Annotated in this window: 18 protein-coding genes and 1 other RNA gene; 6 read left to right on the top strand and 13 right to left on the bottom strand. The window is 72.5% G+C overall.

The features are described from left to right. Positions 1–184: 184 nt before the first annotated feature. The 4 genes from MQE23_RS27250 to MQE23_RS27235 form a co-directional block, all read right to left on the bottom strand. Positions 185–1,222, bottom strand: coding sequence for a hypothetical protein (locus MQE23_RS27250; protein WP_243380532.1), 1,038 nt, complete (start codon positions 1,220–1,222; stop codon positions 185–187). 167 nt (positions 1,223–1,389) lie between these two features. Then, positions 1,390–2,355, bottom strand: a complete 966-nt coding sequence (locus MQE23_RS27245) for a LysR family transcriptional regulator (protein ID WP_243380531.1) — start codon at positions 2,353–2,355, stop codon at positions 1,390–1,392. Between the two features lie 29 nt (positions 2,356–2,384). Then, the gene (locus tag MQE23_RS27240; protein ID WP_037672908.1) at positions 2,385–3,239 is read right to left on the bottom strand and encodes a hypothetical protein; all 855 of its coding nucleotides are present in this window, start codon (positions 3,237–3,239) and stop codon (positions 2,385–2,387) included. A 12-nt stretch (positions 3,240–3,251) separates the two neighbouring features. Then, entirely contained in the window at positions 3,252–3,497 is a 246-nt protein-coding gene (locus MQE23_RS27235; RefSeq protein ID WP_020276427.1) for a hypothetical protein, read from the bottom strand. Between the two features lie 216 nt (positions 3,498–3,713). On the opposite strand from MQE23_RS27235, the gene MQE23_RS27230 reads away from it, so the two are divergent. The 3 genes from MQE23_RS27230 to MQE23_RS27220 all read left to right on the top strand — a co-directional run bounded on the left by MQE23_RS27230 (position 3,714) and on the right by MQE23_RS27220 (position 8,230). Beyond that, positions 3,714–4,913 carry an MFS transporter gene (locus tag MQE23_RS27230; protein ID WP_243380530.1) on the top strand — a complete coding sequence of 400 codons (1,200 nt, stop codon included), beginning with the start codon at positions 3,714–3,716 and terminating at the stop codon, positions 4,911–4,913. Positions 4,914–5,003: 90 nt separating this feature from the next. Beyond that, the gene (yicI, locus tag MQE23_RS27225; protein WP_243380529.1) at positions 5,004–7,259 is read left to right on the top strand and encodes an alpha-xylosidase; all 2,256 of its coding nucleotides are present in this window, start codon (positions 5,004–5,006) and stop codon (positions 7,257–7,259) included. Continuing rightward, positions 7,259–8,230, top strand: a complete 972-nt coding sequence (locus MQE23_RS27220) for a LacI family DNA-binding transcriptional regulator (protein WP_020276424.1) — start codon at positions 7,259–7,261, stop codon at positions 8,228–8,230. Before yicI ends, MQE23_RS27220 begins: the two co-directional genes overlap by 1 nt. A 48-nt stretch (positions 8,231–8,278) precedes the next feature. On the opposite strand, the gene ssrA is transcribed toward MQE23_RS27220, so the two are convergent. From ssrA to ftsE, 5 genes are all read right to left on the bottom strand, one after another. Continuing rightward, positions 8,279–8,682, bottom strand: a transfer-messenger RNA (tmRNA) gene (gene ssrA / locus MQE23_RS27215). A 120-nt stretch (positions 8,683–8,802) separates the two neighbouring features. Further along, complete coding sequence (gene smpB / locus MQE23_RS27210; protein ID WP_010039871.1) at positions 8,803–9,282, bottom strand: SsrA-binding protein SmpB; 480 nt, start codon at positions 9,280–9,282, stop codon at positions 8,803–8,805. A gap of 46 nt (positions 9,283–9,328) precedes the next feature. Then, positions 9,329–10,498: a S41 family peptidase gene (locus tag MQE23_RS27205; RefSeq protein WP_243380527.1), complete on the bottom strand. Its 1,170-nt coding sequence runs from the start codon at positions 10,496–10,498 to the stop codon at positions 9,329–9,331. Between the two features lie 68 nt (positions 10,499–10,566). After that, positions 10,567–11,484: a permease-like cell division protein FtsX gene (gene ftsX, locus MQE23_RS27200; RefSeq protein ID WP_020276422.1), complete on the bottom strand. Its 918-nt coding sequence runs from the start codon at positions 11,482–11,484 to the stop codon at positions 10,567–10,569. 39 nt (positions 11,485–11,523) lie between these two features. Next, positions 11,524–12,213, bottom strand: coding sequence for a cell division ATP-binding protein FtsE (ftsE, locus tag MQE23_RS27195; protein WP_003990615.1), 690 nt, complete (start codon positions 12,211–12,213; stop codon positions 11,524–11,526). A 314-nt stretch (positions 12,214–12,527) separates the two neighbouring features. Here ftsE and MQE23_RS27190 point away from each other — a divergent pair, with 314 nt between their 5' ends. After that, a complete protein-coding gene (locus tag MQE23_RS27190) occupies positions 12,528–12,719 on the top strand; it encodes a hypothetical protein (protein ID WP_020276421.1) in 192 nt (63 codons plus the stop codon). Positions 12,720–12,840: 121 nt separating this feature from the next. Here MQE23_RS27190 and MQE23_RS27185 read toward each other — a convergent pair whose 3' ends face one another. From MQE23_RS27185 to MQE23_RS27170, 4 genes are all read right to left on the bottom strand, one after another. Then, positions 12,841–13,464: an LPXTG cell wall anchor domain-containing protein gene (locus tag MQE23_RS27185; protein WP_020276420.1), complete on the bottom strand. Its 624-nt coding sequence runs from the start codon at positions 13,462–13,464 to the stop codon at positions 12,841–12,843. Positions 13,465–13,766: 302 nt separating this feature from the next. After that, positions 13,767–14,873 (bottom strand): peptide chain release factor 2, encoded by a 1,107-nt coding sequence (gene prfB / locus MQE23_RS27180; protein ID WP_020276419.1) that lies wholly within the window; start codon positions 14,871–14,873, stop codon positions 13,767–13,769. Positions 14,874–14,956: 83 nt separating this feature from the next. Further along, positions 14,957–16,201 carry a serine/threonine-protein kinase gene (locus MQE23_RS27175; protein ID WP_243380526.1) on the bottom strand — a complete coding sequence of 415 codons (1,245 nt, stop codon included), beginning with the start codon at positions 16,199–16,201 and terminating at the stop codon, positions 14,957–14,959. 122 nt (positions 16,202–16,323) lie between these two features. Next, positions 16,324–18,015: a serine/threonine-protein kinase gene (locus MQE23_RS27170; RefSeq protein WP_243380525.1), complete on the bottom strand. Its 1,692-nt coding sequence runs from the start codon at positions 18,013–18,015 to the stop codon at positions 16,324–16,326. Between the two features lie 363 nt (positions 18,016–18,378). Between MQE23_RS27170 and MQE23_RS27165 the strand changes: the two genes are divergently transcribed. Beyond that, the gene (locus MQE23_RS27165; RefSeq protein WP_243380524.1) at positions 18,379–22,320 is read left to right on the top strand and encodes an FHA domain-containing protein; all 3,942 of its coding nucleotides are present in this window, start codon (positions 18,379–18,381) and stop codon (positions 22,318–22,320) included. A gap of 201 nt (positions 22,321–22,521) precedes the next feature. Next, the gene (locus tag MQE23_RS27160; RefSeq protein WP_020272240.1) at positions 22,522–23,928 is read left to right on the top strand and encodes an ABC transporter substrate-binding protein; all 1,407 of its coding nucleotides are present in this window, start codon (positions 22,522–22,524) and stop codon (positions 23,926–23,928) included. The last annotated feature ends 2 nt before the right edge of the window (positions 23,929–23,930 follow it).

Genomic DNA, 23,930 nt, shown 5'->3' with positions numbered 1-23,930 from the left:
CCGGCCCAACACCGCCACCCGACGCGGGCCCGACGAGCCCGGCCGACCCGCCGCCCCGCGACCCGACTGACCAGCAGGGCCTGCCAGCCCCGACGACCAGCCGGTCAGCAGACCGCAGTCCCGACGCCCCCGGCCTGTCCACCGACTCGGCGGGCCCGACGACCCGGCCGAACCGGCGGAGCCGCTACGCAGCTGGTGGTTCGGGGGTCGGCTGGGGCTCGGGCGGGCCTTCGGCGACCGTGCCCGTTTCGCCGTCGTCGACGGTGCCCGTGGTCTGGGTCGGCCCGGGCGTGGGGTCGATCGTCGGCGTCGGGTCGGGAGCGGGCGAGCTCGGCGGGGCCGACGGCTGTGTCGGGGTCGGGTCGGTCACGCCCTTGCCCGGGGCGGCCGGTGTGGTCCGGGTCGCGGTCGGTGAGGGCTTGGCGGTCGCACCGGAACGGCCCGGGCCCGCGGAGGCCGCGGGTTCGAGGGCACTGGGGCCGGGCGACGGTGCGGTGGCCTCGTCCGTCGTCGCCGCGCTGCCCGGGGCGGTGACACCTGTGTCACCGGTCGGTGCGGACTCCGCGGGCAGCGACGGTGTGTCGACCTGCCCGGCCGGCCGGCCCTCCTGCTGACCCGGCACGGGCAGCCAGGGCGCGTTGGAGTTGCCCGACAGCACCGTGGCGACGATGACGACGGCGTAGACACCGCAGGCCACGGCGACGGCCATGCCGATCCGGCGCAGGCGCCGGCTGCGGCGGCCGGACTCGTCGACGAAGACGGGCCGGTCGGCGGCGGGGCCCGCGCCGGCGCCTTCATTGACCTGCCGTACGAACCCGTCCCCGAGCTGAACGGCGTCGAGCTGGACGGTCACCTCGTGCGGATCGTGGGTGTGCTCGGCGGAGTCGGGACCGTGCCCGGCGGGGTCAGGACCGTGCCGGGCGGAATCAAGACCGTGCCCAACCGCGTCGGCGTCCTCCTGCCAGGGGTCGCGGACGGGCGACCGCGTGCCGGAGCTCGCGGCGAACGAGTCGGCCTCGCCCTCGCTCTGCCGGGGAATGCCGCGCAGTATCTCCGTCACGTCCGTCCCGGCGGACGGGCGAGCGCCCGTCACCCGGACGTCGCCGCCGGAGAAGACCTGCGTGGCTCTCCGGTCCCGGGTTCTGCCGTCCGTGGAGAGTTCACCGGTCCTCGCTGCGGCCTCGGGCCATTCAGGTTGGGTGTCTTCTCGCCACTTGTTCACGCGCACGCACTTCCCCCCACGGGATGGTTCAGGTGCGCTTGCGACCTGAGCACCCGTCGTCCGGACCGGGTCCCCAACCCGTCCAGAGCGCCCCCATTATCACACCGTGCTCAGGCGTCGAATGTAGCGCACGCGGAGGTTGTGTGCGGACGGCGTGCCGAATCGTGTCAGCCGTGAGACGCCATGAGGACATCGTCGGTGTCCGGAACCCACCCTCCGGCGGGCCTCCGCAACCAGCCCTCCGCCACCGCGAGCCGCGCCGCCGCCCGCCGCAGCGCATCGAGCGCGGGATGCGTCAGGCCCCTCCGCCACACCAGTGACACGGGAGAGAGCGGAACGGGATCGACCAAGGGACGTGACACCGTCCCCGGCAGGGCCGGGAACCCCACGACGGCCAGGACCGGGTGGCGCGTACGGGCCATGATCCGCTGGAACTCCTCCTCCCCGACGGCCAGTGGTGCCGGTGGCGCGATCTCGATGCCCCGCCCCTCGAACAGCAGCCGCGCGAGGCCGGTCCACTCCGGCGTGAGGGGATTGCCGGCGCCCGCGTAGACGGTCTCGCCGGCCAGCTCGGCGAGCGGCACCTGAGCCAGCGGGGCCAGCCGGTGGTCCTCGGGCAGCACGACCGCCATGGGCTCGTACCGCACGGGCTGGTGGTCGAGCCCGGCCCGCAGCGCCGGGTCCAGCCCGGCGAACCGTCCGAACGACGCGTCCAGCCGGCCCGCGAGCAACTCCCCGGCGGCTCCGGTCAGGCCGCTCTCGTAGCGGGCCATCAGCTCGTGTCCGGGGGCGAGTTCACGCGCCCGGTGCAGCACGCGCCGCGGTGTGACCAGGCCCGGGGAGTTGAGGTCCACCAGCAGGGGCCGGGCCCGGTCGAAGGCGGCGAGCAGTTCCTCCTGCGACTGGAGCACGCGGCGGGCGTACGGCAGCAGCCGCTCCCCGTCGGGCGTGAGCGTCACGTGCCGGGTGGTCCGCACGAACAACTCGGCGCCCAGCTCCCGCTCCAGCCGCCGCACGTCCCGGCTCAGCGCCTGCTGTGCCGTGTGCAGACGCACCGCGGCACGGGTGAAGTGCAGCTCCTCGGCGACGGCGACGAAGGCACGCAGGAGTCGGGGATCGAGGTGGCCGGGCATGCCGTGAACCTACAACGGCGACTGCCCGCTCAGCCCCCGGCGGCCTTCTCAGGCCCCTCGCCCTCACCCGCACACTCACCCGCGGCCGCCCCCGAACCGGCGTCGGCACCCGGCACCTGACCACCCGGTCCGTCCCCACCAGGACATTCCCTCGACGGGACCTGCCCCAGCCGATGCCGAGGCACCGTACGCACAGGCGGACGCGTCAGCGTGATCTGCCGGACGACCTGCTGGAAGCACGCCAGCGCAGCCACCCCGGGCAGGGCCGCAGCCGCGGTGCCGAGGACGGTCCTCGGCGCCTGGACGACGCACAGCAGCACGGCGACGCACGAGAAGACCAGCACCACGCACCAGGAGTGCACGGCACGGCGCTGGTGCAGCGCGGCCCGCAGGACGGACAGGGACGCCACCAGCCAGGGCCCGTACACCAGCAGGGGCCACCAGGTGCGCAGGCTGCGCTCCGCGGGGGAAGCGGCGACCAGGCGCAGCGGGTCGTAGGCGACCATGCCGCTCAGGAGGCCCACCGCGGAGGCGATGACGGCCGTCAGGGCGGCAATGAGGAAGCTGGTGGTGCGGAGCACGCCGGGTGCTCTGCGGGCCCGGACCTTGCGGTGCCGCCGGGGGATCTCCCGCACGGGCGGCAGTTCCTCGGTGATGTCCTGGAGCCGCTGCATGCGCTCACCCGGGGCCGGGTCCGCGGGGGCGGCCGGTGCCGCGTCGCGCGGGGCGGGGATCCTCGTCTCCTGCTGCCCGAGGGCCTCCTCGAGGATGAACGCGAGTTCCTCGGCGGGGTCCCAGGTCGGATCCGGGGGCGTCAGCGGGGTCACGAAGTCCCGGGTGGGCGCCCGGTGCCGGCCGGTGCCCTCGATACCTTTGTCGTACATCACGTTGCCCGACTATTCGGCGAGCGCGAAAGCGGGCCATTCCGTCGCACTGATCCACCGCCGGGCGAGATCCTTTTCCAGCACGCTCATGGTGTCGATGAAATCGCGCAGAACCGGCTCGGTCACCTGGAGCGCGACCGGGCAACCGCCTTTGGTGAGCGTGCCGTTGACGGTGGCCGACGAGTGTGCTGGAGCGGGAATGTAGGTGTAGGGGCCGAGCGTTACCGCCCAACCGTCTTTCCTGGTCGCCTCGGTCATGTACCGACTAACCGTCGGCCCACTTCGGCGGATGCGCGGCAAAAGAGTGAAGGATTTCCCGGTTGAACATCTTTTCCATGCGGCATTAAGGACTCTCCATATCGCTGTATGAAGAACAAGCGGCGAATATTTCCCGCCAGTCCTACAACCCAGGTGCGTGAATCCGTACGGAACAGGTGTTGGACCGCCCGGTCGTCTCCGGGTGACGGTGGGCGCATGCCGCAACTCACCCCGTACCGCCGTCTCTTCGGGCTGCCGGGCGCCCGTGCGTTCACCGCCGGGAACCTGATCGCCCGGCTGCCGATGGGCATGTTCAGCGTCAGCGCGGTCGTCATGATCGCCGGGACGCGGGGCTCGTACGCCCTCGCCGGTGCCGTCACGGCGACGGGACTCGCGGCGACCGCGGTGGTCGCGCCGTGGACCGCGCGCCTCGTCGACCGGCACGGCCAGGCCAAGGTGGCCCTGCCCGCGACGGTGATCGCCGTCCTCGGCTCGCTCGCCCTGCTGCTGTGCGTCCGCTGCGACGCCCCCGACTGGACCCTGTTCGCCTCCTACGCCGCCACCGCCACGACCCCCAACACCGGCGGCATGTCCCGGGCCCGCTGGGCGCATCTGCTGGCCGGTGACGCGAAGGGCCTGCACACCGCCAACTCCTTCGAGCAGGCCGCGGACGAGCTGTGCTTCATGCTGGGCCCGGTGCTCGCGGCCTTCCTGTGCGGGGCGTTCTTCCCGGAGGCGGGCACGCTCGTCGGGGCGGTGCTGCTGCTGGCCGGCATGGTCTGGTTCACGACCCGGCGTGCGACGGAGCCGCCGGTCCGCGCACGCATACCCGCGAAGGCGCCGCTGCGGGCCCCCGGTATGCCGCTGCTGCTCGCGGTCTGCCTGGCGATGGGCGCGGTGTTCGGCTCGACGGAGGTCGTCACGCTGGCGTTCGCGGACGCGCTGGGGCACCGGTCTGCGGCCGGTGCCGTGCTCGCGCTCCAGGCGGCGGGCTCGTGCGCGGCGGGCCTGCTGTACGGCGCCGCCGGCCGGGCCGCGGCCCGGCTGGCGTGGTGCGTGGCCGCGATGACCGCGCTGCTGACCCTGCCGCTGCTCGCGGCCGCCCTCACCGGTTCGCTCCCGCTCGTCGCCGGTGCACTGCTGATCGCCGGGATGTCGACGGCCCCGACGATGGTCACCACCATGACGCTGGTCCAGCAGCGCACCCCCGAGGGCCGGCTGAACGAGGGCATGACCCTGGCGGTGACCGGCCTGCTCGGCGGCATCGCCTGCGGCAGCGCGCTCGGCGGCTGGACGGTGCAGCACATGTCGGCGACGGCGGGCTACGGCATCCCGGTGACGGCGGCGGCCGTGGCTCTGGCGTTGTCCCTGGCCGGAGCGTCGAATCGCTTCACCGATCAGCGCACGCCCCATTGACGCCCCCACGCACCCCACATACGTTCATCCGTCGAAGCGCTTCGACGGATCGCCTGCCGCCCCCGCGGGCACGGGAAGAAGGACCCCCACATGAAGTTCACCGACGGCTACTGGCTGCTCCGGGAGGGCGTCACCGCGGCGTACCCGGCCGAGGTGCTCGACGTCACCGAGTCGGACGGCGCCCTGGAGATCCACGCGCCGACCCGGCCCGTCCGCTCCCGCGGGGACCTGCTGAAGGGCCCCGTCCTGACGCTCCGCGCGCACACGCCCATGCCCGACGTCATCGGCCTGACGCTGACGCACTTCACAGGAGGGGAGTCGCGGGGTCCCGAGTTCGAGCTCACCGGGTCGGGCGCCACTCCGCGGATCTCCTATGACGACGAGCACGCGACCCTGACCTCGGGCGAACTGTCGGTCCGGGTGGCCCGCGGCGGCCCCTGGCACGTCGAGTTCCTCGCGCACGGTCGCACCCTCACGACCAGCGGCGACAAGAGCATGGGCATCATGCGGGACCCGACCGGCGCGCACCACCTGCGCGAACAGCTGGTCCTCCAGGTCGGCACGTCCGTCTACGGCCTGGGCGAGCGCTTCGGCCCGCTGGTCAAGAACGGCCAGGTCGTCGACATCTGGCAGGCCGACGGCGGCACCTGCAGCGAACAGGCCTACAAGAACGTCCCCTTCTACCTCACGGACGCTGGCTACGGCGTCTTCGTCGACCACCCGGGCAAGGTGTCCTTCGAGGTCGCCTCGGAGGTCGTGTCCCGGGTGCAGTTCAGCGCGGAGACGCAGGAACTGACGTACTACGTCGTCTACGGCCCCACCCCGAAGGAGATCCTGCGCAAGTACACGGCCCTGACCGGCCGCCCGGCCCTGCCGCCCGCCTGGTCGTTCGGCCTGTGGCTGTCGACGTCCTTCACGACGTCGTACGACGAGAAGACGGTGACGTCCTTCATCGAGGGCATGCGGGAACGCGAACTCCCCCTCTCGGTTTTCCACTTCGACTGCTTCTGGATGCGCGAGTTCCACTGGTGCGACTTCCGGTGGGACGCACGGGTCTTCCCCGACCCGGAGGGCATGCTGGCCCGGCTCAAGGACCGTGGCCTGCGCGTCTCCGTCTGGATCAATCCGTACATCGCCCAGCGCTCCCCGCTGTTCGCCGAGGGCAAGGCACTCGGGCATCTGCTGAAGCGCCCGGACGGCAGCGTCTGGCAGTGGGACCTGTGGCAGCCCGGCATGGCCCTGGTCGACTTCACCAGCCCGGCCGCCCGTGACTGGTACGCCGCCAAGCTGGAGGCGCTGCTCGAGCAGGGCGTCGACTGCTTCAAGACCGACTTCGGCGAGCGGGTGCCGCTCGATGTGACCTGGTCGGACGGCTCCGACCCGGAGCGGATGCACAATTACTACACCTACCTGTACAACCGCACGGTCTTCGAGGTGCTGCGCAAGCACCGCGGTGAGGCGGAGGCCGTCCTCTTCGCCCGCTCGGCGACGGCGGGCAGCCAGCAGTTCCCGGTGCACTGGGGCGGTGACTGCGAGGCGACGTACGAGTCGATGGCGGAGTCACTGCGCGGCGGCCTGTCCCTCGGCCTGTCCGGCTTCGGCTTCTGGAGCCATGACATCGGCGGCTTCGAGGGCACGCCGGCACCGGCCCTGTTCAAGCGCTGGCTGGCGTTCGGCCTGCTCTCCTCGCACAGCCGCCTGCACGGCAGCAGTTCCTACCGCGTCCCCTGGCTGTTCGACGAGGAGTCGGTGGAGGTCGCGCGCCACTTCATCCGGCTGAAGCTGCGCCTCATGCCCTACCTGTACGAGACGGCCCGGACCGCCCACACCGAGGGCGTGCCGATGATGCGGGCGATGGTGCTGGAGTTCCCGGACGACCCGGGCTGCGCGCACCTGGAACGGCAGTACATGCTCGGCCCGGACCTCCTCGTCGCACCGGTGTTCAGCGACGAGGGCGACGTCACGTACTACATCCCCGAGGGCACCTGGACGCACTTCCTCACCGGCGAGCAGGTGACCGGCCCGCGCTGGGTGCGCGAGCGGCACGCCTTCCTGAGCGTGCCGTTGCTGGTCAGGCCGGGTGCGGTGATCCCGGTGGGCGCGGTGGACGACCGTCCGGACTACGACCACGCCGACGGGGTGACGCTGCGGGCGTACGGGCTGCGGCCCGGCGACGAGACGACGGTACGGGTCGGGGACGTGACCTTCACGGTGGTACGCGAGGGTGACACCCTGCGGGCCACGTGCAGCGACCCGGCGGCCCCCTGGGCGCTCGCCACCGCCGGCCACGAGACCCGGGCACCGGCCGGTACCGGCTCCCTGACGCTGGGGCCGGAGCCGTCCTGATGGTCAGGATCACGGACGTGGCGCGCCGGGCCGGGGTCTCCCCCAGCACCGTGTCGTACGCGCTGAGCGGCAAGCGCCCGATCTCCGCCGAGACCCGGCGCCGGGTCGAGGCGGCGGCCCTGGAGCTGGGTTACCGCCCGCACTCGGGCGCACCGGCGCACGGCAGGCCGAAGGTCCTCGCCGTGGCGGCCCCGCTGCGCGCCGGCGTCCACATACCGGCGCTGATGCGTGTGACGGAGGCGGTGGTGACAGCAGCACGCGGGTCCGACCACGACGTCCTGCTCCTCACCCATGAGGAGGGCCTGACCCGCGTCGGCGAATCGGCGCCGGCGGACGCGTTACTGGTCATGGACATCGGCCTCCAGGACCCGCGTCTCCCCCTGCTCCGCTCCTTGAACCGCCCCTGCGTCCTGCTCGGCCTCCCCGCCGACCCGCACGGTCTGACCTGCGTGGACCTGGACTACCGGGCAGCAGGCGAGGTGTGTGTGCACCACCTGGCCCGCCTCGGCCACCGGACAGTGGCCCTGGTCGGCTCGCCGCCGGAGGTCCACCTCCGCGGTGCCGCCTCGGCCCACCGCCTGGTCGAGGGCTTCACCGCCGCGGCCGACCACCACGGCCTGGCTTCCTCGGTGCACCCCGCCGAATCGGCCCCGGCCGCGGCCCACCCCATCGCGGACCGGCTGCTGCGCGGACACCCCGCCCCGACGGCCGTGGTCGTCCACAACGCCCCGCTCCTGGAACCCCTGATCACGGCCTTCCAGCAGCTCGGCCTGCGCATCCCCGAGGACCTGTCGATCACGGCCGTCTGCCCCGACGACCCCGCGACGGTCACGTCGGTCACCCTGCCGGCCACGGAGCTGGGCACCCGGGCGGTGGAACTCCTGATGGCGCAGCTGCACGGCACGCCCGTACCGGAGACGACGCTGCTGACGCCGCGGCTGACGGAGCGGGCGAGTACGCGCCACGCATGACACAGGCCCCGCCGCTCGGAAGCGACGGGGCCTGTGCCCACATGGGATGAGTGGAGATGGCGGGAATCGAACCCGCGTCCAACGGTGTGGAATCAGGGCTTCTCCGTGTGCAGTCGGCTGTGCTTTTCTCGGCCCCGGAGATCACGCCGACAAGTCTCCGACGGGCCCAGTCACTGTGTGGTTTCCCTCTTCACCCCGTGACCGGGATCAAGGTTTAGTTCCCTAGATGATGCCAGGATCCGGGTCGGGAACACCCCCGGGCTGACACTCCCTTAAGTAGGGGAGCCGCTGCTCGCTACCTGAAGATCAGGCAGCGAGGGCGAGCTCGCCCTGGGAGATGGATCGCTTGGAATTGGCGATTATTTTTTTCGGCCTGTGGTTTACGAGATCATGGCCGCTTCCTCGACACGCTTCCCCTGCTTCGACAGCCGCTGTCGAAACCGATCATCCCCATGTTGATTTTTCAATCGTGGCCCCCGCGAGGAGGCTCGCACCCGCTGTGGGGCGCAGGTGCCATCGTACGTGACCAACGCAGGTCGATGCCAGCGTATTCCCACGCACCCCAGGGGTGCTTACGCCCGCTGCTTGCGCCGCACCGCCGAGATCACCCGCTCGGCCTCGCGCCGGTCCTGCTTCTCGCGGAGCGTCTGGCGCTTGTCGTACTCCTTCTTGCCCTTCGCCAGCGCGATCTCGACCTTGGCGCGGCCGTCCTTGAAGTACAGGGCGAGGGGCACGATGGTGTGACCCGTCTCCTGCGACTTCGACTCCAGCTTGTCGATCTCCTCGCGGTGCAGCAGCAGCTTCCGCTTGCGCCGCGCGCTGTGGTTGGTCCACGTGCCCTGGCTGTACTCCGGCACGTGCACGTTGTACAGCCATGCCTCGTGCCCGTCCATCTGCACGAAGCCGTCGACCAGCGACGCCCGTCCCTGGCGCAGCGACTTCACCTCGGTGCCGGTGAGGACCAGACCGGCCTCGTAGGTGTCGATGATGAGGTAGTCGTGCCGCGCCTTCTTGTTCTGCGCGATCAGCTTGCGCCCTTTTTCCTTAGCCATAGTGCCGCCCATTTTCGCACTACGGAGGGGGCCCGCGGGAAGTCGATTACGAGGGACCGGCCAGACCGCGCAGTACACCCTCGGCCCGCTGGAGCGCGCCCTCGTCGGCCTCCAGGTCGGGCGTGATGCCCCGGCCGTCGACCGCGCGGCCGGAAGGGGTGCGGTAGTGCCCGACGGTGAGCTCCGCGACGGAGCCGTCGGGCAGCCGGCTCGGCATCTGGACCGAACCCTTGCCGAAGGTCCGGGAACCCACGACGAGCGCCCGTCCGCGGTCCTGAACGGCGCCGGTGAGGAGTTCGGCCGCGCTCATCGTCCCGCCGTCGACGAGCGCGACCAGGGGTCTCGTCGTGTCGCCACCGGGCTCGGCATGCAGGGCGCGCTGCTCGCCGTCGACGTCGTACGTGGCGACCAGACCGCCGTCGAGGAAGGCGGAGGCGGCGGTGACGGCCTCGCTGACCAGGCCGCCGGAGTTGCCGCGCAGGTCGAGGACGATCCCGGCGCCGGGCGGGGCCTGCCGGACGGCCTCGCGGACCTGGTCGCCGGAGCCCTTGGTGAAGGTGTCGACCCGGACGACGGTGACCGGGCCGGCGACTTTTCGAACCGCGACCGAGTCTGTGGACAGGTGCGCCCGGCGCACGGTCTCGGTCCACGCGCGCGTGCCGCGCTCCAGGCCGAGACGGACGGTGGTGCCGGCGGGGGCGTCGGTGGCGTCCCCGCGCAGTAAGGAGACGACCTCGGTGACGGGCCGCCCGTCGGTCTTCTCGCCGTCGACGCTGCGCAGCAGGTCTCCGGGGCGGATCCCGGCGGCGGCCGCGGGCGACCCGGCGCGCACCTTCGTCACCTCGATACGGCCGTCGCGTGCGCTGCGCGCCCACAGGCCGACGCCGGTGTACTGGCCGTCGAGGCTTTCCTCGAACTCCTCGTACTCGCCCCGGGAGTAGACGGCGCCCCAGCGGTCCCCGCTGCGGCTGACGGCGCGCTTCGCGGCCTCCATCGGGGACTTGCCGTCGGCCAGGGCCTCCTCGGCCGCCCTGGTGACGTCCGCGTGGTGCCCGGCCGGGGTGGCCGAACGGGCCTCGTCCTGCGCGGACTTCCGCTCGGCCTGCGGGAGGGATCCCGTGGCCGCGCCGGCGACCAGCACGCTCGCGAACATCAATGCCAGGGCGGCCCCGCGACGGTTGGGACGGGGCTGACAGAACGGGTCACGACCTGACATGGCGGTGAGTCTAGGACAAGGGGAAGGGCCGTACGGCTTGTTGTCCGTACGGCCCCTCTTGGCATGCGTCACACCTTCAAGTACTTGCGCAGCGCGAAGAACGCGGCCAACGCGGGCATCAGCAGGCTGGTGGCGAGGATGAGCGGCAGCTTCGTGAGGACGGCGTCCCAGCCGATGAAGTTGATCAGCGTCAGCTGATCGGCCAGGGCCAGTCCGTGGTCGATGAGGAAGTACCGGGCAATCAGCAGGAAGCCGCACGCGAGCGTGCCGCCGATGAGGCCGGCGACCGCGGCCTCCATGATGAACGGCGCCTGGATGTAGAAGCCCGAGGCGCCGACCAGGCGCATGATGCCGGTCTCGCGCCGGCGGCTGAACGCCGAGACGCGCACCGTGTTGACGATCAGCATCAGCGCGACGACCAGCATCAGCGCCATCACCGCGCGCGCGGCCCAGTTCATGCCGTTCAGCAGCTTGAAGAGGTTGTCCAGGATGCCCTTCTGGTCCTGCACGGACTGCACGCCGTCCCGGCCGTTGAACGCGGTGGCGATCACCTGGTACTTCTGCGGGTCCTTCAGCTTGATGCGGTACGACTCCTGCATCTGGTCCGGCGTGAGGGAACTGGCCAGCGGGGAGTCGCCGAACTGCTCCTTGTAGTGCTTGTACGCCTGGTCCTGCGACTCGTAGGTGACCGTCTGGACGACGTCCATCTTGTCGAGGTCGGCCTTGATCTGCTTCTTCTGGTCGTCCGTCACCGCGCCCTTGGCGCAGTTGGGGTCGGACTCGGCGTCGCTCTTGTTGCAGAGGAAGATCGAGACGTTGACCTTGTCGTACCAGTAGCCCTTCATGGTGTTGACCTGGTCGCTCATCAGGAGCGACCCGCCGAACAGGGCGAGCGACAGGGCGACGGAGACGACGACGGCGAAGGTCATCGTCAGATTGCGGCGGAGACCGACGCCGATCTCCGACAGGACGAACTGGGCGCGCATGGCGACTGGTTATGCCTTTCCGTGACTCTGGGTGCGGTCTCAGTGCTGGTAGCCGTAGACACCGCGGGCCTGGTCGCGGACGAGGCGGCCCTTCTCCAGTTCGATGACGCGCTTGCGCATCTGGTCCACGATGTTCTGGTCGTGTGTGGCCATCACCACGGTCGTGCCCGTCCGGTTGATGCGGTCGAGCAGCTTCATGATGCCGACGGAGGTCTGCGGGTCGAGGTTGCCGGTGGGCTCGTCGGCGATGAGCAGCTTGGGCCGGTTGACGAAGGCCCTGGCGATGGCCACACGCTGCTGCTCACCACCGGACAGCTCGCCGGGCATCCGGTCCTCCTTGCCGCCGAGCCCGACGAGGTCGAGCACCTGCGGCACGGACTTGCGGATCTCGCCGCGCGACTTGCCGATGACCTCCTGCGCGAAGGCGACGTTCTCGCCGACCGTCTTGTTCGGCAGCAGGCGGAAGTCCTGGAAGACGGTCCCCAGCTGGCGCCGCATCTGCGGCACCTTCCAGTTGGACAGGCGCGCGAGGTCCTTGCCCAGAACGTGCACCTGACCGTGACTGCACCGCTCCTCGCGGAGGATCAGCCGCAGGAAGGTGGACTTTCCGGAGCCGGAGGACCCCACGAGGAAGACGAACTCGCCCTTCTCGACCTCCAGGGAGACATCCCTGAGGGCGGGGCGGGTCTGCTTGGGGTAGACCTTGGAGACGTTGTCGAATCGGATCACGGATGCACCACGGGTCGCCGGGGGTAGATGAGCGTGACCATACGCGAACCGGGTAGGGCACCGCAGTCACCGACCGTGGTTGCGCCATGGATGTGCCGTTTTGCACCGCCCTCAGGGGCGCGGGGCTGTGTCGATATGCGGCTCCGCCGCGTGGGCGCGCCCAGCCCTCACGACCCCGCAGCCGCGCGCCCATGCACACCACCCCTTTGGGAGCGACCCGCGCGACCTCCGGAGGAACCTGGCACAGTGGAGAGGGAACGTTCGCGCCACCGCGAGCGTTACACACAAGGAACCGGCGCAAGGAGGGCGAGCGCATGACGTACGACCGGCTGGTGTGCGCGAACTGCGCGGCGCCCGTGAGCGAGGGCCGGTGCCCCGTGTGCCGTGCGAACCGCGAGCGGATGCAGCAGGAGAACTTCCTCGCGGGTCTGAACCCGATGGCACTGATCGCACTGCTCACCGTGCTGATCGCCGCTGTCGCACTACTGGCGCACCAGACCGCCTAGCGGCGTACTCGGCGGTCCGCAGGACCCGGAAGACACGAAGACACGGCCGAGGGCCCGGAGCGTTTCGCTCCGGGCCCTCGACGCTGCGCTGTGCCTACTGTCCGTACGGACGCGGCTACCGTCAGGCGGCAGCCCCGCCACGGCCGCCCATGAGGCGCGGCAGGACGCGGAAGCCGACACCGCCGGCGATCATCGTGGCGGCGCCGATCACCAGGAAGGTGGTCTGCGCGGCACCCGTCTCGGCGAGCTCCTGGCCGTTGCCCTGGGCCTGCGGCGCCGCCGGGGTGGCGTCCGAGCCGGTGTCGGTGAGGGACGAGGAGCCCTCCTCCTGCGGCGAGGTGCCGCCGTCGGGGTCGGCCGCGTTGCCGCCGCCGTTCCCGCCACCGTTGGCGTTGCCGTTGCCGCCGCCGTTACCGCCACCGTTCCCGTTGCCCGGGTTGGTCGGCTGGCTCGTCGGGTCCTCGGTCGGCTCGGTGGGCTCGTCCGTGGGCTCGGTGGGCTCGTCCGTGGGGTCCTCGGTCGACGGCGGGTCCGTCGGGAGGTCCGTCGGCGGGTCGGTGGGGAGCTCGGTGGGAACCGGCGGGGTCGGGGTCGGGACCGGCGACTCGTCGGCGCACAGGATGCCCAGCAGGCAGTCCTCGGTCTCCGCGGCGGATGCGGCACCGGCGGCGGTCAGCGAGGCACCGGCGGCGATCACGGCACCGGCCGCTATCCGCGCGACACGGATCCGCGTCTTCTTCGTCATGTGGTTGCTACCCCCAGTAGCTCATCGTCATTAGGCAGCGTTTGGAGCTGTGCTCGACGGGGGTAGCTGCGGTGAAGAGCCCCCCGGTTCACATGCGCCCCAGAGACACGCATGCCGCGCTTTACCCTTCCCATTTTTCAAAGACACGTCAAGGGCGTTTGCGGGCGCCATGTCCAAGTACGGGGGCAATGCCGGGAGTCTGACTCTGTGAGTGTGATGTAAAACCCAGACATGCCAGCACAGAAGCGGGCACAGAAAAGGCAACTGCCGTCCTGACGACGGCAGTTGCCTTGTCGACAAACTTACTTCTCCTGCTGCTTGCGCCAGCGAATTCCGGCTTCCAGGAAACCGTCGATCTCACCGTTGAAAACGGCCTCGGGGTTGCCGACCTCGAACTCGGTGCGCAGGTCCTTGACCATCTGGTACGGGTGCAGCACGTACGAACGCATCTGGTTGCCCCAGGAGTTGCCACCGTCGCCCTTGAGGGCGTCCATCTTGGCCTGCTCCTCCTGGCGGCGCCGCTCCAGCAGCTTGGCCTGGAGCACGTTCATGGCCGTCGCCTTGTTCTGGATCTGCGAGCGCTCGTTCTGGCAGGAGACGACGATGCCGGTGGGGATGTGGGTGAGGCGCACCGCGGAGTCGGTGGTGTTGACGCCCTGGCCACCGGGGCCGGACGAGCGGTACACGTCCACCCGCAGTTCGGACTCGTCGATCTCGATGTGGTCGGTCTGCTCGACCACGGGAAGGATCTCGACACCCGCGAAGGAGGTCTGCCGCCGGCCCTGGTTGTCGAAGGGCGAGATGCGCACCAGCCGGTGCGTGCCCTGCTCGACGGAGAGCGTGCCGTACGCGTAGGGCGCCTGGACGGCGAAGGTGGTCGACTTGATGCCGGCCTCCTCCGCGTACGACGTCTCGTAGATCTCGGTCTTGTAGCCGCGCTGCTCGGCCCACCGCAGGTACATGCGCTGGAGCTTCTCGGCGAAGTCGGCGGCGTCGACGCCGCCGGCCTCGGCGCGGATGTTCACCAGGGCCTCACGGGAGTCGTACTCGCCGGACAGGAGCGTGCGGACCTCCATCTCGTCCAGCGCCTTCTTGACGGCGACGAGCTCGGACTCGGCCTCGGCACGGGTGTCCGGGTCGTCCTCCTCCTCGGCCATCTCGAAGAGAACGGCGAGGTCGTCGATACGACCGCGCAGCGCCTCCGCCTTGCGCACCTCGGCCTGGAGGTGGGACAGCTTGCTGGTGATCTTCTGCGCCTCATCGGGGTTGTCCCACAGGGACGGCGCGGCCGCCTGCTCCTCGAGCACGGCGATGTCTGCCCTCAGCCTGTCGAGGTCCAGAACGGCCTCGATCGACTCCATGGTCGAGGAGAGGGACTTGAGCTCTTCGGATACATCGACGACTGCCACGCCCTCCAGCGTAACGGCTCCGCCCGGCGGCCATCGCCGGGCGGTCCGGGCCGGCCCGTGGGGACCAGGAGGGTCCAAGGGGGTCAGGGGGACTGCGGGGCCGAGTTCTTCGTGTCCTGGGGAGGTGCGCTCGCGTCGTCGCCCGAGGTGGACAGCCACGCCCCGACGCCGACCGCCGCCGCCAGGACGACCGCGCCCGCGCCGAGGGCCACGCGGCGGCGCCGGGCGATGGCGCGGTTGCGGGCCGAGCCCGGCCGGGGCGTGCCCGACGCGCGCGGGGCCCGGGCCGTGCCGTGAGCGCCCCCGGCCAGCTCGTCGGGGGCCGGTACGCGCATCGAGGTGTGCGTGTCCCGGTTGGAGTCGGCCGGTTTCGCGCCCGGCACCAGGGGGACCGCGCCCCGCCGCCGGACCCGCTCGGCCGGTGCCGGCCTGGCGGACTGCTCCTCCCGGTCCGCCTCCTCGGCGGACTCCGTGTCCGGCTCGTCCACCTCCAGCGGCGGCATGCCCGCCAGCATCGGCAGCAGCTCCCGCAGCCGGACCCCCAGCTCCGAGGCCCGCAGCCGCGAGGCCGGCGCCTTGGCCAGGCACTGCACGAGCAGCTGCCACAGCTCGTCCGGGATGCCGGGCAGCGGGACGACCGTCTCCGTGACGTGCCGGCGCAGGACTGCGCCCGGGTGCCCGCCGCCGAACGGGGTGAAGCCGGCCAGCAGCTCGTAGAGCACCGTGGCGAGGGCGTAGATGTCGACGGATGCGCGCGGGGGCAGGCCCTCGACGATCTCCGGGGCGAGGTAGTCCGGCGTGCCGATGATCTTCGTGGCCTTGGTGCGGCGCGGGGTGTCGATGAGTTTCGCCACGCCGAAGTCGGTCAGCAGCGCGCGGTGGGAGCCGCCCGGGCCCAGGGGGCCCTGCATGTCCAGGAGGACGTTCTCCGGCTTCACGTCCCGGTGCACGACGCCCGCGGCGTGCGCGGCCGCCAGCCCGTCGGCGATGTCGGCCGAGATCGCGACGGCCGCCTCGGGCGCGAGGCGCCGGTCCCGCTCCAGCCGGGTCCGCAGGTCGGTGCCCCGGACGAGGTCCATGACCAGCGCCAGGTCGTTGCCGTCGACGACCAGGTCGCGCACCGACACCACGTGCGGGTGCTCCAGGCCGAGCAGCGCCGTCCGCTCCTGCACGAAGCGCCCGACGAGCTCCTGGTCGGACGCGAGGTCCTCGCGCAGCAGCTTGATGGCGACGGGGCCCTCGGGACCCTCGCCCAGCCACACCGTGCCGGCGCTGCCCCGCCCCAGGATCTGGTGGGCGGTGTACCGGCTGCCGATCTTCCGTGCCAAGGCTGCTCCTACCGACGCGTGTTGTCGCTAAAACTACGCGTCCGGAGAGCCAACCTTCACTGCGGAGGCAGAAATCACCCGCCAGGTGTCGACAAATCACCAACCCCGCGGGGTGGTTCGGGTCAGTTCGTGCCCGAACCGCTCCCGCCGACCTTCTCGATCCAGCCGGTCACCGTGCTGAACCAGTCGGTGAGCTGGTCCCAGTAGCCCTTGCCGGTACCGATCCACTCCTGGAGCGGGCTCAGCTCCCAGATCAGCCAGCCGGCGACGAACAGGATGACGATCGTGAAGAGACAGCCCTTCAGGCAGCCGAGCCCGGGGATCCGCATCCGGTTCGCGCTGCGCTGCCGGGGCTGCCGGGTCTCGCGCTGCGGCGGCTGGGGCTGGGGCGGCGGTGCGGGCGGGGCGTAGCGCTGCGGCGGCTGGGGCCGCTGGGGCTGCGGTGCGTACTGCTGGGGCTGCTGCTGCGGGTGGCCGTAGCCGGGCCCGGGCGGGGGTGCCTGGCGGCGCGGGGGCTGCTGCTGGGGCCGGGCGACCTGCCGCTGGGGGCGGCGGCGCAGCGGGTCCTCGTTCGGGTCGAGGTACTGGACCTGCGTCTGTTCGTTGCGGTCGCGGGCCGCCCGCAGCTGGTTCTGCCAGGGGTGCGGGTCCTCGGGTCCGCCCTGCTGGCCCTGCTGGCCGGGGTGGCCGGGCGAGCCCGGCGGGACCGGCGGCATGACGGCGGTCGGGTCGGCCGCGCCCCGGTTCGGGAGTACGGCGGTGGGGTCGGCGGCGCCGCCCGGGCCGCCGGTGTGCGGCATGACGCTGGTCGCGGCGTTCGGGTCGTAGGAGCCCGCGCCCTGCGGGAGGACCTGGGTGGGGTCGGCGTCGCCCGTGCCGGGCGTGCCCGGCACGGGCGCGGGCGCCGGGTCGGGCACCAGGAGCGCGCCGACGCCCTCGGCGGCGGCGATCTGCGCGGAGTTCGCGTGCACCCCGATGCCCTCGGCGACGACGCGCAGGCCACGGGCGAGGTTCTCGGCGCTGGGCCGCTCGTCCGGGTTCTTGCGCAGGCAGCGCTCGATGATCGTCCACAGCGGGTCGGGGACCGTGGAGGGGCGGCGCGGCTCGGCGCTCAGGTGCTGGTGCAGCACCTCGAGGGCGGAGCCGCCGGCGAACGGCGGGCGGCCGGTGACCAGCTCGTAGAGCAGGATGCCGGCGCCGTAGATGTCGACGGCGGAGGTCTGCGGGCGGCCCTCGGCGGACTCGGGCGCGACGTAGGCGGGCGTGCCGACGAACTCCTGGGTGCGGGTCAGGCCCGGGGAGTCGGCCAGGCGGGCGATGCCGAAGTCGGTCAGCAGCGGGTGCATCTGCCCGTCGTACTGCTGGAGCAGGACGTTCGCCGGCTTCAGGTCGCGGTGGACGACGCCGTCGGCGTGGCTGGCGGCGAGCGCGTCGGCGATCTGGGCGGTGAGCAGGGCCGCGGCGACGGGGCTGAAGGGCCCGTTCTCGCGCAGGTAGCGGTGCAGGTCGGGGCCCTCGACGAGGTCCATGACCAGCGCCAGCAGCTCGCCCTCGACGACCAGGTCGCGGACCCGGACGATGTTCGGGTGGGTCAGCCGGAGCAGGACGGAGCGCTCCCGGAGGAACCGCATGACGATGTCCGGGTCGCCGGCCAGCTCCTCCTTGAGGACCTTGATCGCGACGGTCTCGCCGGGCTGTCCCGGCACGGCCGCCTCGGCGCCCGCGGTCTCGCGCTGGCGGGCTCGCCAGACGGTGCCCGTGGCGCCGCGCCCGAGCGGCTCCTCGAGCAGGTACTTGCTGCCTACCGGCCGCACGTCATGCGCTCCCTGGTGCTTGCCTTGCCTGCTGGCCTGTCCGACCCACTGTAGTGCCGTGCCGCCGGGGACCGGGGTGTCGTCGTTCTGTGGGTCTTACGTATGCGTTCTCGCACGCGTTCGAAGGAAAGACGCTCACCTCGGTCTCGTGGTTGCCGAGAGTGAGCGTGACCGATCTCAAGTGATCGCGAGTGGGTCATCTCCCAGGCACTTTTGCGGGCAGAGCCGACCAATCAAGATCACTTGTTCCGGAGCGAGGGGCGCGGTGTCAGTGGCAGGTGCGAGGATGCGTGCAGTACTGGCCGACGTGCTGGGGCGGGGTGGGGGGACTCCGCGCCCGGGCAGAAGGGACCGCTGACGGCGATGCAGATCCGGCTGACCGTCGTAGACCCGCAGGGCCTGGCGGCTCCGGCCCGGGACCGCGCCGCGCGCTGCGACGTGCTGGTCACTGCGCCCGCCGGGACGGCGCTCGCGGCGGTGGCCGCCGGGCTCGCCCAGGTGGTCCTCGGCGGTGACGGCTCGGGCACCCCGGTGCTGTACGCCGGGGAGCAGCGGCTCGACGCCCAGCGCTGCACGCTCGGCGAGCCCCCGCTGACCGACGGTGCCGTGCTGTCCGTGGGCGCGCCGGGTGAGCCGGAGCCGCATCCCGAGCTGGACGACGCCCCGGCCCAGCTCCAGGTCGTCGCCGGGCCCGACGCCGGCGGCGTCCACCTCCTGCACGGCGGCGAGATCCGCATCGGCCGCTCCGCCGACGCCGACGTGCCGCTCGACGACCCGGACGTCTCCCGGCTGCACTGCGCGGTGACGGTGAGCGCCGACGGCCGCGTCTCGGTGGCCGACCTCGACTCCACGAACGGCACGACGCTGGACGGCACGCGCGTGGGCGACCGGGCGGTCCGTTTCGCGCCGGGCGCGCTGCTGCGGATCGGCGAATCGGCCCTGCGGCTGGCTCCCGCCGGGGGGCCGGGTGGCCGGGTGGACACGACGCCGGACGGGGAGGGGCACGTGCGCGTGCCGGCGGCCGCCGACGGGGCGGGGGCGGGTCCGCGCGTGCCGGATCCGACCCCTGCCGGGCCCTCCGGTCCCGCCGCGCCGACCCATCACGCTTACGGCTCGGCGCCCTGGGGCACGCCGGGTGGCGCGGGGCACGGCTCCGAGGACTCGGCGGTGGTGCCGGGGCAGGGTGGGGCGCCCCGGGTCGAAAGCAGGGGTGCGGGAGCGGCCGCGGAGGCTTCGCGGCCGGCTGCGGAGAGTGCTCCGCACGGCGGTTTCCGGGCTGCTGCCGGGGAGTACGTGCCGGACATCGCCCGGGGCCAAGGAGACTCAGGGCCCGTCGCCCCCGGCGGAGACTCGGCGCGCTCGGCATCCCGGGAAGAAGCGCGTACGGCGTCGTCGGAGGGCGTGGTCCGGGCTCCCCGGCAGCGTGGCAGCGCCGAGGGCTCGTCGGTGGGGGGTTCCCCCGACGGCGTCACCAGCACTCCCTGGCAGCACGGCGCGGCGCAGCACGGGCTCGGTGCCGGGGACACGCACGCCGGCCGCTCAAGGGCCGGGGCGCTGGGCGGGGCGTTCGATGACGGGCGTGCGGGCGGTTCCTGCCAGGGCGCCGGAACGGCGGACGGCACGGGCCCTCAGGCCCGGACCGGGGCCCGGCCAGGCGCCGCTCCGGCGGCTCCCAAGGGCGCCGGTCAGGCAGGGCGCGGTCGCCCTGGCGACACCAGCAGCACGGACGCAAGCCCTCACGCCCCGGCCGGAGGCCAAGGCGGACACCCCGGCGACCTCAGCGGCACGGGTGCAGCCCCCCACACCCCGGCCGGGCGCGAGCGCCCCGGCGATGACAGCGGCCCGAGCGCCCCGGGCGAGGGGGCCGGGCGGGGGCGCAAGGTCACTCCTCTCCGGGGCACCGATGTTCCGCCGGGGACGCGCAGGCGGGGCGGGCTCGGGGCGTGGGCGCGGCGGCTGGCCGGAGGGCGTGGGGAGCAGGGAGCTCCCGCGCGCGAGACGTACGAGGACGAGCCGGTCGAGGTGGCGGCGGAGCGCTCCGCGGTCGCCGGGCCGGCCGTGCCGGAGACCTGGCCGGATCCGGCCACGCTGTTGCTGACGGCGCTGGGGCCGGGGCCCCGGCTGTGGGAGCGCGGTCCGGGCCACCCGGAGGCGCTCGCGGTGCGCCTCGGCACGGCCGACCGGGCCGCGCCGGACGGCTCCGGCCTGCTGCCCGCGGTGCCGGTGACCGCCGGGCTGCGCGAGGTCGGCGCACTGGGCCTGGCCGGGCCCCGGGGGCGGCTCGCCGGACTGGCCCGTGCCGTGCTGGCGCAGCTCACCGCCCTGCACTCCCCCGACACACTGGAGATCGTCCTGATCGCCGCGGACCGCTCCCGCCCCCTGGCGGAGCGCACCGCCGAGTGGTCCTGGCTGGGCTGGCTGCCGCACGTCCGCCCCGGGCACGGGCAGGACTGCCGCCTGCTCCTGGCCTACGACCGGGAACAGGCCGCCGCCCGCACCGACGAGCTCATGCGCCGCCTGGAGGACCAGCTGGCGGACGCGGAAGGCAGCGCCGCGGGGGTCGGCGGGCTGCTGGGCAACGTGCGGTTCTCCAGAGCACAGGGGACCGACGGCCAGGGCGGTGACAGCCAGGGGACCAGCACCGCCGGTCCCCTGGCCCGCCGCCCCTCGTGGGCCCGGGACGACACCCCTGCTCCCGCCCCCGACCAGGCGACCGGCTTCCCCGGCCCCTACACCGTCCTCGTCGTGGACGGCGACCCCGGCGGCGCCGACCTGCGTGCGGCCGTGGCACGGCTGGCGCTGGAAGGCCCCCGGGCCGGAATCCATGTCGTCTGCCTGGCCGAGACCGCCGCCGCCTCGCCCGCCTCGCCCGTGACGGAGACCTACGAGGCGGCCTGCTCGGTGGCGCCGACGTTCCGGCAGTGCGGTGCGGTCGCGCTGCTCAGCGGGGACGTGGCGACGGCCCTGCGGCTGATGCGTGTGGCCCGGGTCGGGGGCGAGGACTCCCCGGCCGGACCCGTCGGACACGGCACCATCGCCACGGTCGACGCCGTCTCCCCCGCGTGGGCCGAGCGGTTCGCGCGGGCGCTGGCGCCGCTGCGTACGGACGGCTCGGCGAGCGAGGGGCAGCCGCGCGTCTCCGCGCCGCTGCCCCAGGCGGCACGGCTGCTGGACGAGCTGGGCCTGGCCCGGGCCACCCCGGCGTCGCTGATGGCGCGCTGGGCGGACGCGGCCGACGACACCGAGGCGCTGGGCGGGCGGGTGCGGGCCGTGCTGGGCGCCGGGCCGCGCGGCCCGGTCTGCGCGGACCTCGCGGCCCAGGGACCGCATCTGCTGATCGAGGGGCCTCAGGGCAGCGGCCGTACGGAGCTGCTGCGGGCGGTCGTCGCGTCCCTGGCGGCCGCCGAGCGCCCGGACCGGCTGAGCATCGTGCTGGTCGACGGCCGCGGCGGCCCCGGCGCGGGCGGCGGGGCCGGCGAGGGACTGCGCGTGTGTACGGACGTCCCGCATGTCACCACCTACCTCACGGCCCACGACCCGGTCAGGATGCGCGAGTTCGCGCAGTCCCTGAGCGCCGAGCTGAAGCGGCGCGCCGAGCTGCTGGGGCGGTCCGACTTCGCCGAGTGGCACACCGGGCGCGAACTGTCGGGCCGTATGGTCGCCCAGCGCACGGCGACGGCCCGGGGCGGCGCACAGACCGAGGCAGGTGCCGCGGATCTCGACTCCCCGCCCAGTTCGACGATGCGGCTGCGGCCCGGTGCGGCCCGGCGGCAGACGCAGGCGGCGCCGCCGCCGCTGCCCCGGCTCGTCGTGGTCGTGGACGACCTGGACGCGCTGGTCTCCCCCGCCCTCGGCTCGACCGGACGGCCCGCGGCCGGATCAGTGATGCGCGCGCTGGAGGCCGTGGCCCGGGAGGGCGAGCGGCTGGGCCTCCACCTGGTGGCGGCCACCGGCCCGTGCCCCCGTACGGCGGAGACGGAACCGGCGCGCCGGGCCACCCTCCGCGTGACCCTCGACGCCCCGGCTCCGGGCCCCGACGAGCCTGCTCCGGGCCGTGGCCGCCTCGCCTGCGAGGACGGGCGGGTCACGCCGTTCCAGGGCGGGCGGGTCACCGGCCGTATCCCCCGGACGGCGACGCTGCGCCCCACGGTCGTACCGCTGGAATGGCACCGCATGGGTGACCCTCCGGCCCGGCGTCCGGTGCGGGAGCTCGGAAACGGCCCGACCGACCTGGCACTGTTGGCCAGCGCGCTGGAAAGGGCGGCGCGGGAGGTCGCGGCGGCGCAGGTGCCGTCACTTCTGTAGAGCAGGACGTGGCACTCGTCCGTGGCATTGGCTGGATGCCGACCCCGTCCGTTGATCAGGGACGAGTCCCTGGTCACGAGGGGGTCACGATCCCCCGCTTGACAGCCGACGCCATCTTGCCGCCCCCGCACACCCGGGCGTAGACCAGATCGCACGGGAGCGCGCTCGACGTTCGACGAGGGAACGAAGAACGGGGCAGTCATGCGCATGACGAGCAGCACCATCCTGAAACGCCGGTCGCCGGAACGGGACAAGGCGACCCCCCAGCACCGCAGAGCCGCCAAGGCCGCGGCAGCCGTCGCCGCGGGAGCGCTCGCGCTCTCGCTCACCGCCTGCGGAGGCGACGACAAGGACAGCAGTGGAAGCCCGGGCAACACCGAGGAGGCCGCCGCCGGCAACGTCACTCTTCCGAAGCTGGACGGGACGAGCCTGGAGATCGCCGCCGTGTGGACCGGCGCGGAACAGGCCAACTTCAAGAAGGTCCTGGCGGAGTTCGAGAAGCGCACGGGCGCCAAGGTCACGTTCGTGCCCGCCCAGGACCCGATCATCAACTTCATCGGCTCGAAGGTGGCCGGCGGGCAGCCGCCGGACATCGTGATGCTGCCGCAGCCGGGCGCCATCAAACAGGCCGTCGACCGGGGCTGGGCCAAGCCCATCGGCACGGAGGCGCAGAAGGAGCTCGGCGAGAACTACTCGCAGGGCTGGCAGGACATCGGCAAGGTGGGCGGCAAGCAGTACGGCGTCTACTACAAGGCCGCCAACAAGTCCCTGATCTGGTACAACAACCAGGTCTTCGAGAACGCCGGGGCGAGTGAGCCCGAGACCTGGCCGGATCTGCTGAAGACCGCGCAGACGGTCTACGACTCCGGCGTCACCCCGTTCTCCGTCGGCGGCGCCGAGGGCTGGACGCTGACCGACTGGTTCGAGAACGTCTACCTCTCACAGGCCGGCCCGGAGAAGTACGACCAGCTGGCCAAGCACGAGATCAAGTGGACGGACCCGTCCGTGAAGGACGCGCTGACCACGCTCGCGCAGGTCTGGGGCAAGCCCGACTACATCGCGAAGGGGGCGCTGCAGACCGACTTCCCGGCCTCCGTCACGCAGGTCTTCACCGGCGGGGACCAGCCCAAGGCCGCCATGGTCGCGGCGGGCGACTTCGCGCAGGTCAACATCCCGACGAGCATGAAGATCGGCACGGACGCGAAGGTGTTCCCGTTCCCGGCGGTCGGTGACAACGGGCCGGTGGTCTCGGGCGGCGACGCGGCCGTGATCCTCGAGGACTCCAAGGGGTCGCAGGCCCTGGCCACCTGGCTCGCCTCGCCGGACGCGGCTGAGATCCAGGCCAAGCTGGGCGGCTACCTCTCGCCGAACAAGAACGTGCCGAACTCCGCGTATCCGAACGCGGTGCAGCAGAGGATCGCCAAGGCGCTCATCGACGCCGGTGACGACTTCCGCTTCGACATGTCCGACCAGGCCCCGCAGGCCTTCGGCGGCACGCCCGGCAAGGGCGAGTGGAAGATCCTCCAGGACTTCCTGAAGAACCCGAAGGACGTCGCGGGGGCGCAGCAGAAGCTGGAGGCCGAAGCGGCCGCGGCCTACGGAGGCTGACG

Origin of the sequence: Streptomyces sp. HP-A2021 (assembly GCF_022807935.1) — a bacterium.
Taxonomy (GTDB): Bacteria; Actinomycetota; Actinomycetes; order Streptomycetales; family Streptomycetaceae; genus Streptomyces; species Streptomyces afghaniensis.
Note: the sequence above shows the minus strand (reverse complement) of the source record. Positions and strands in the feature narration are given on the sequence as shown.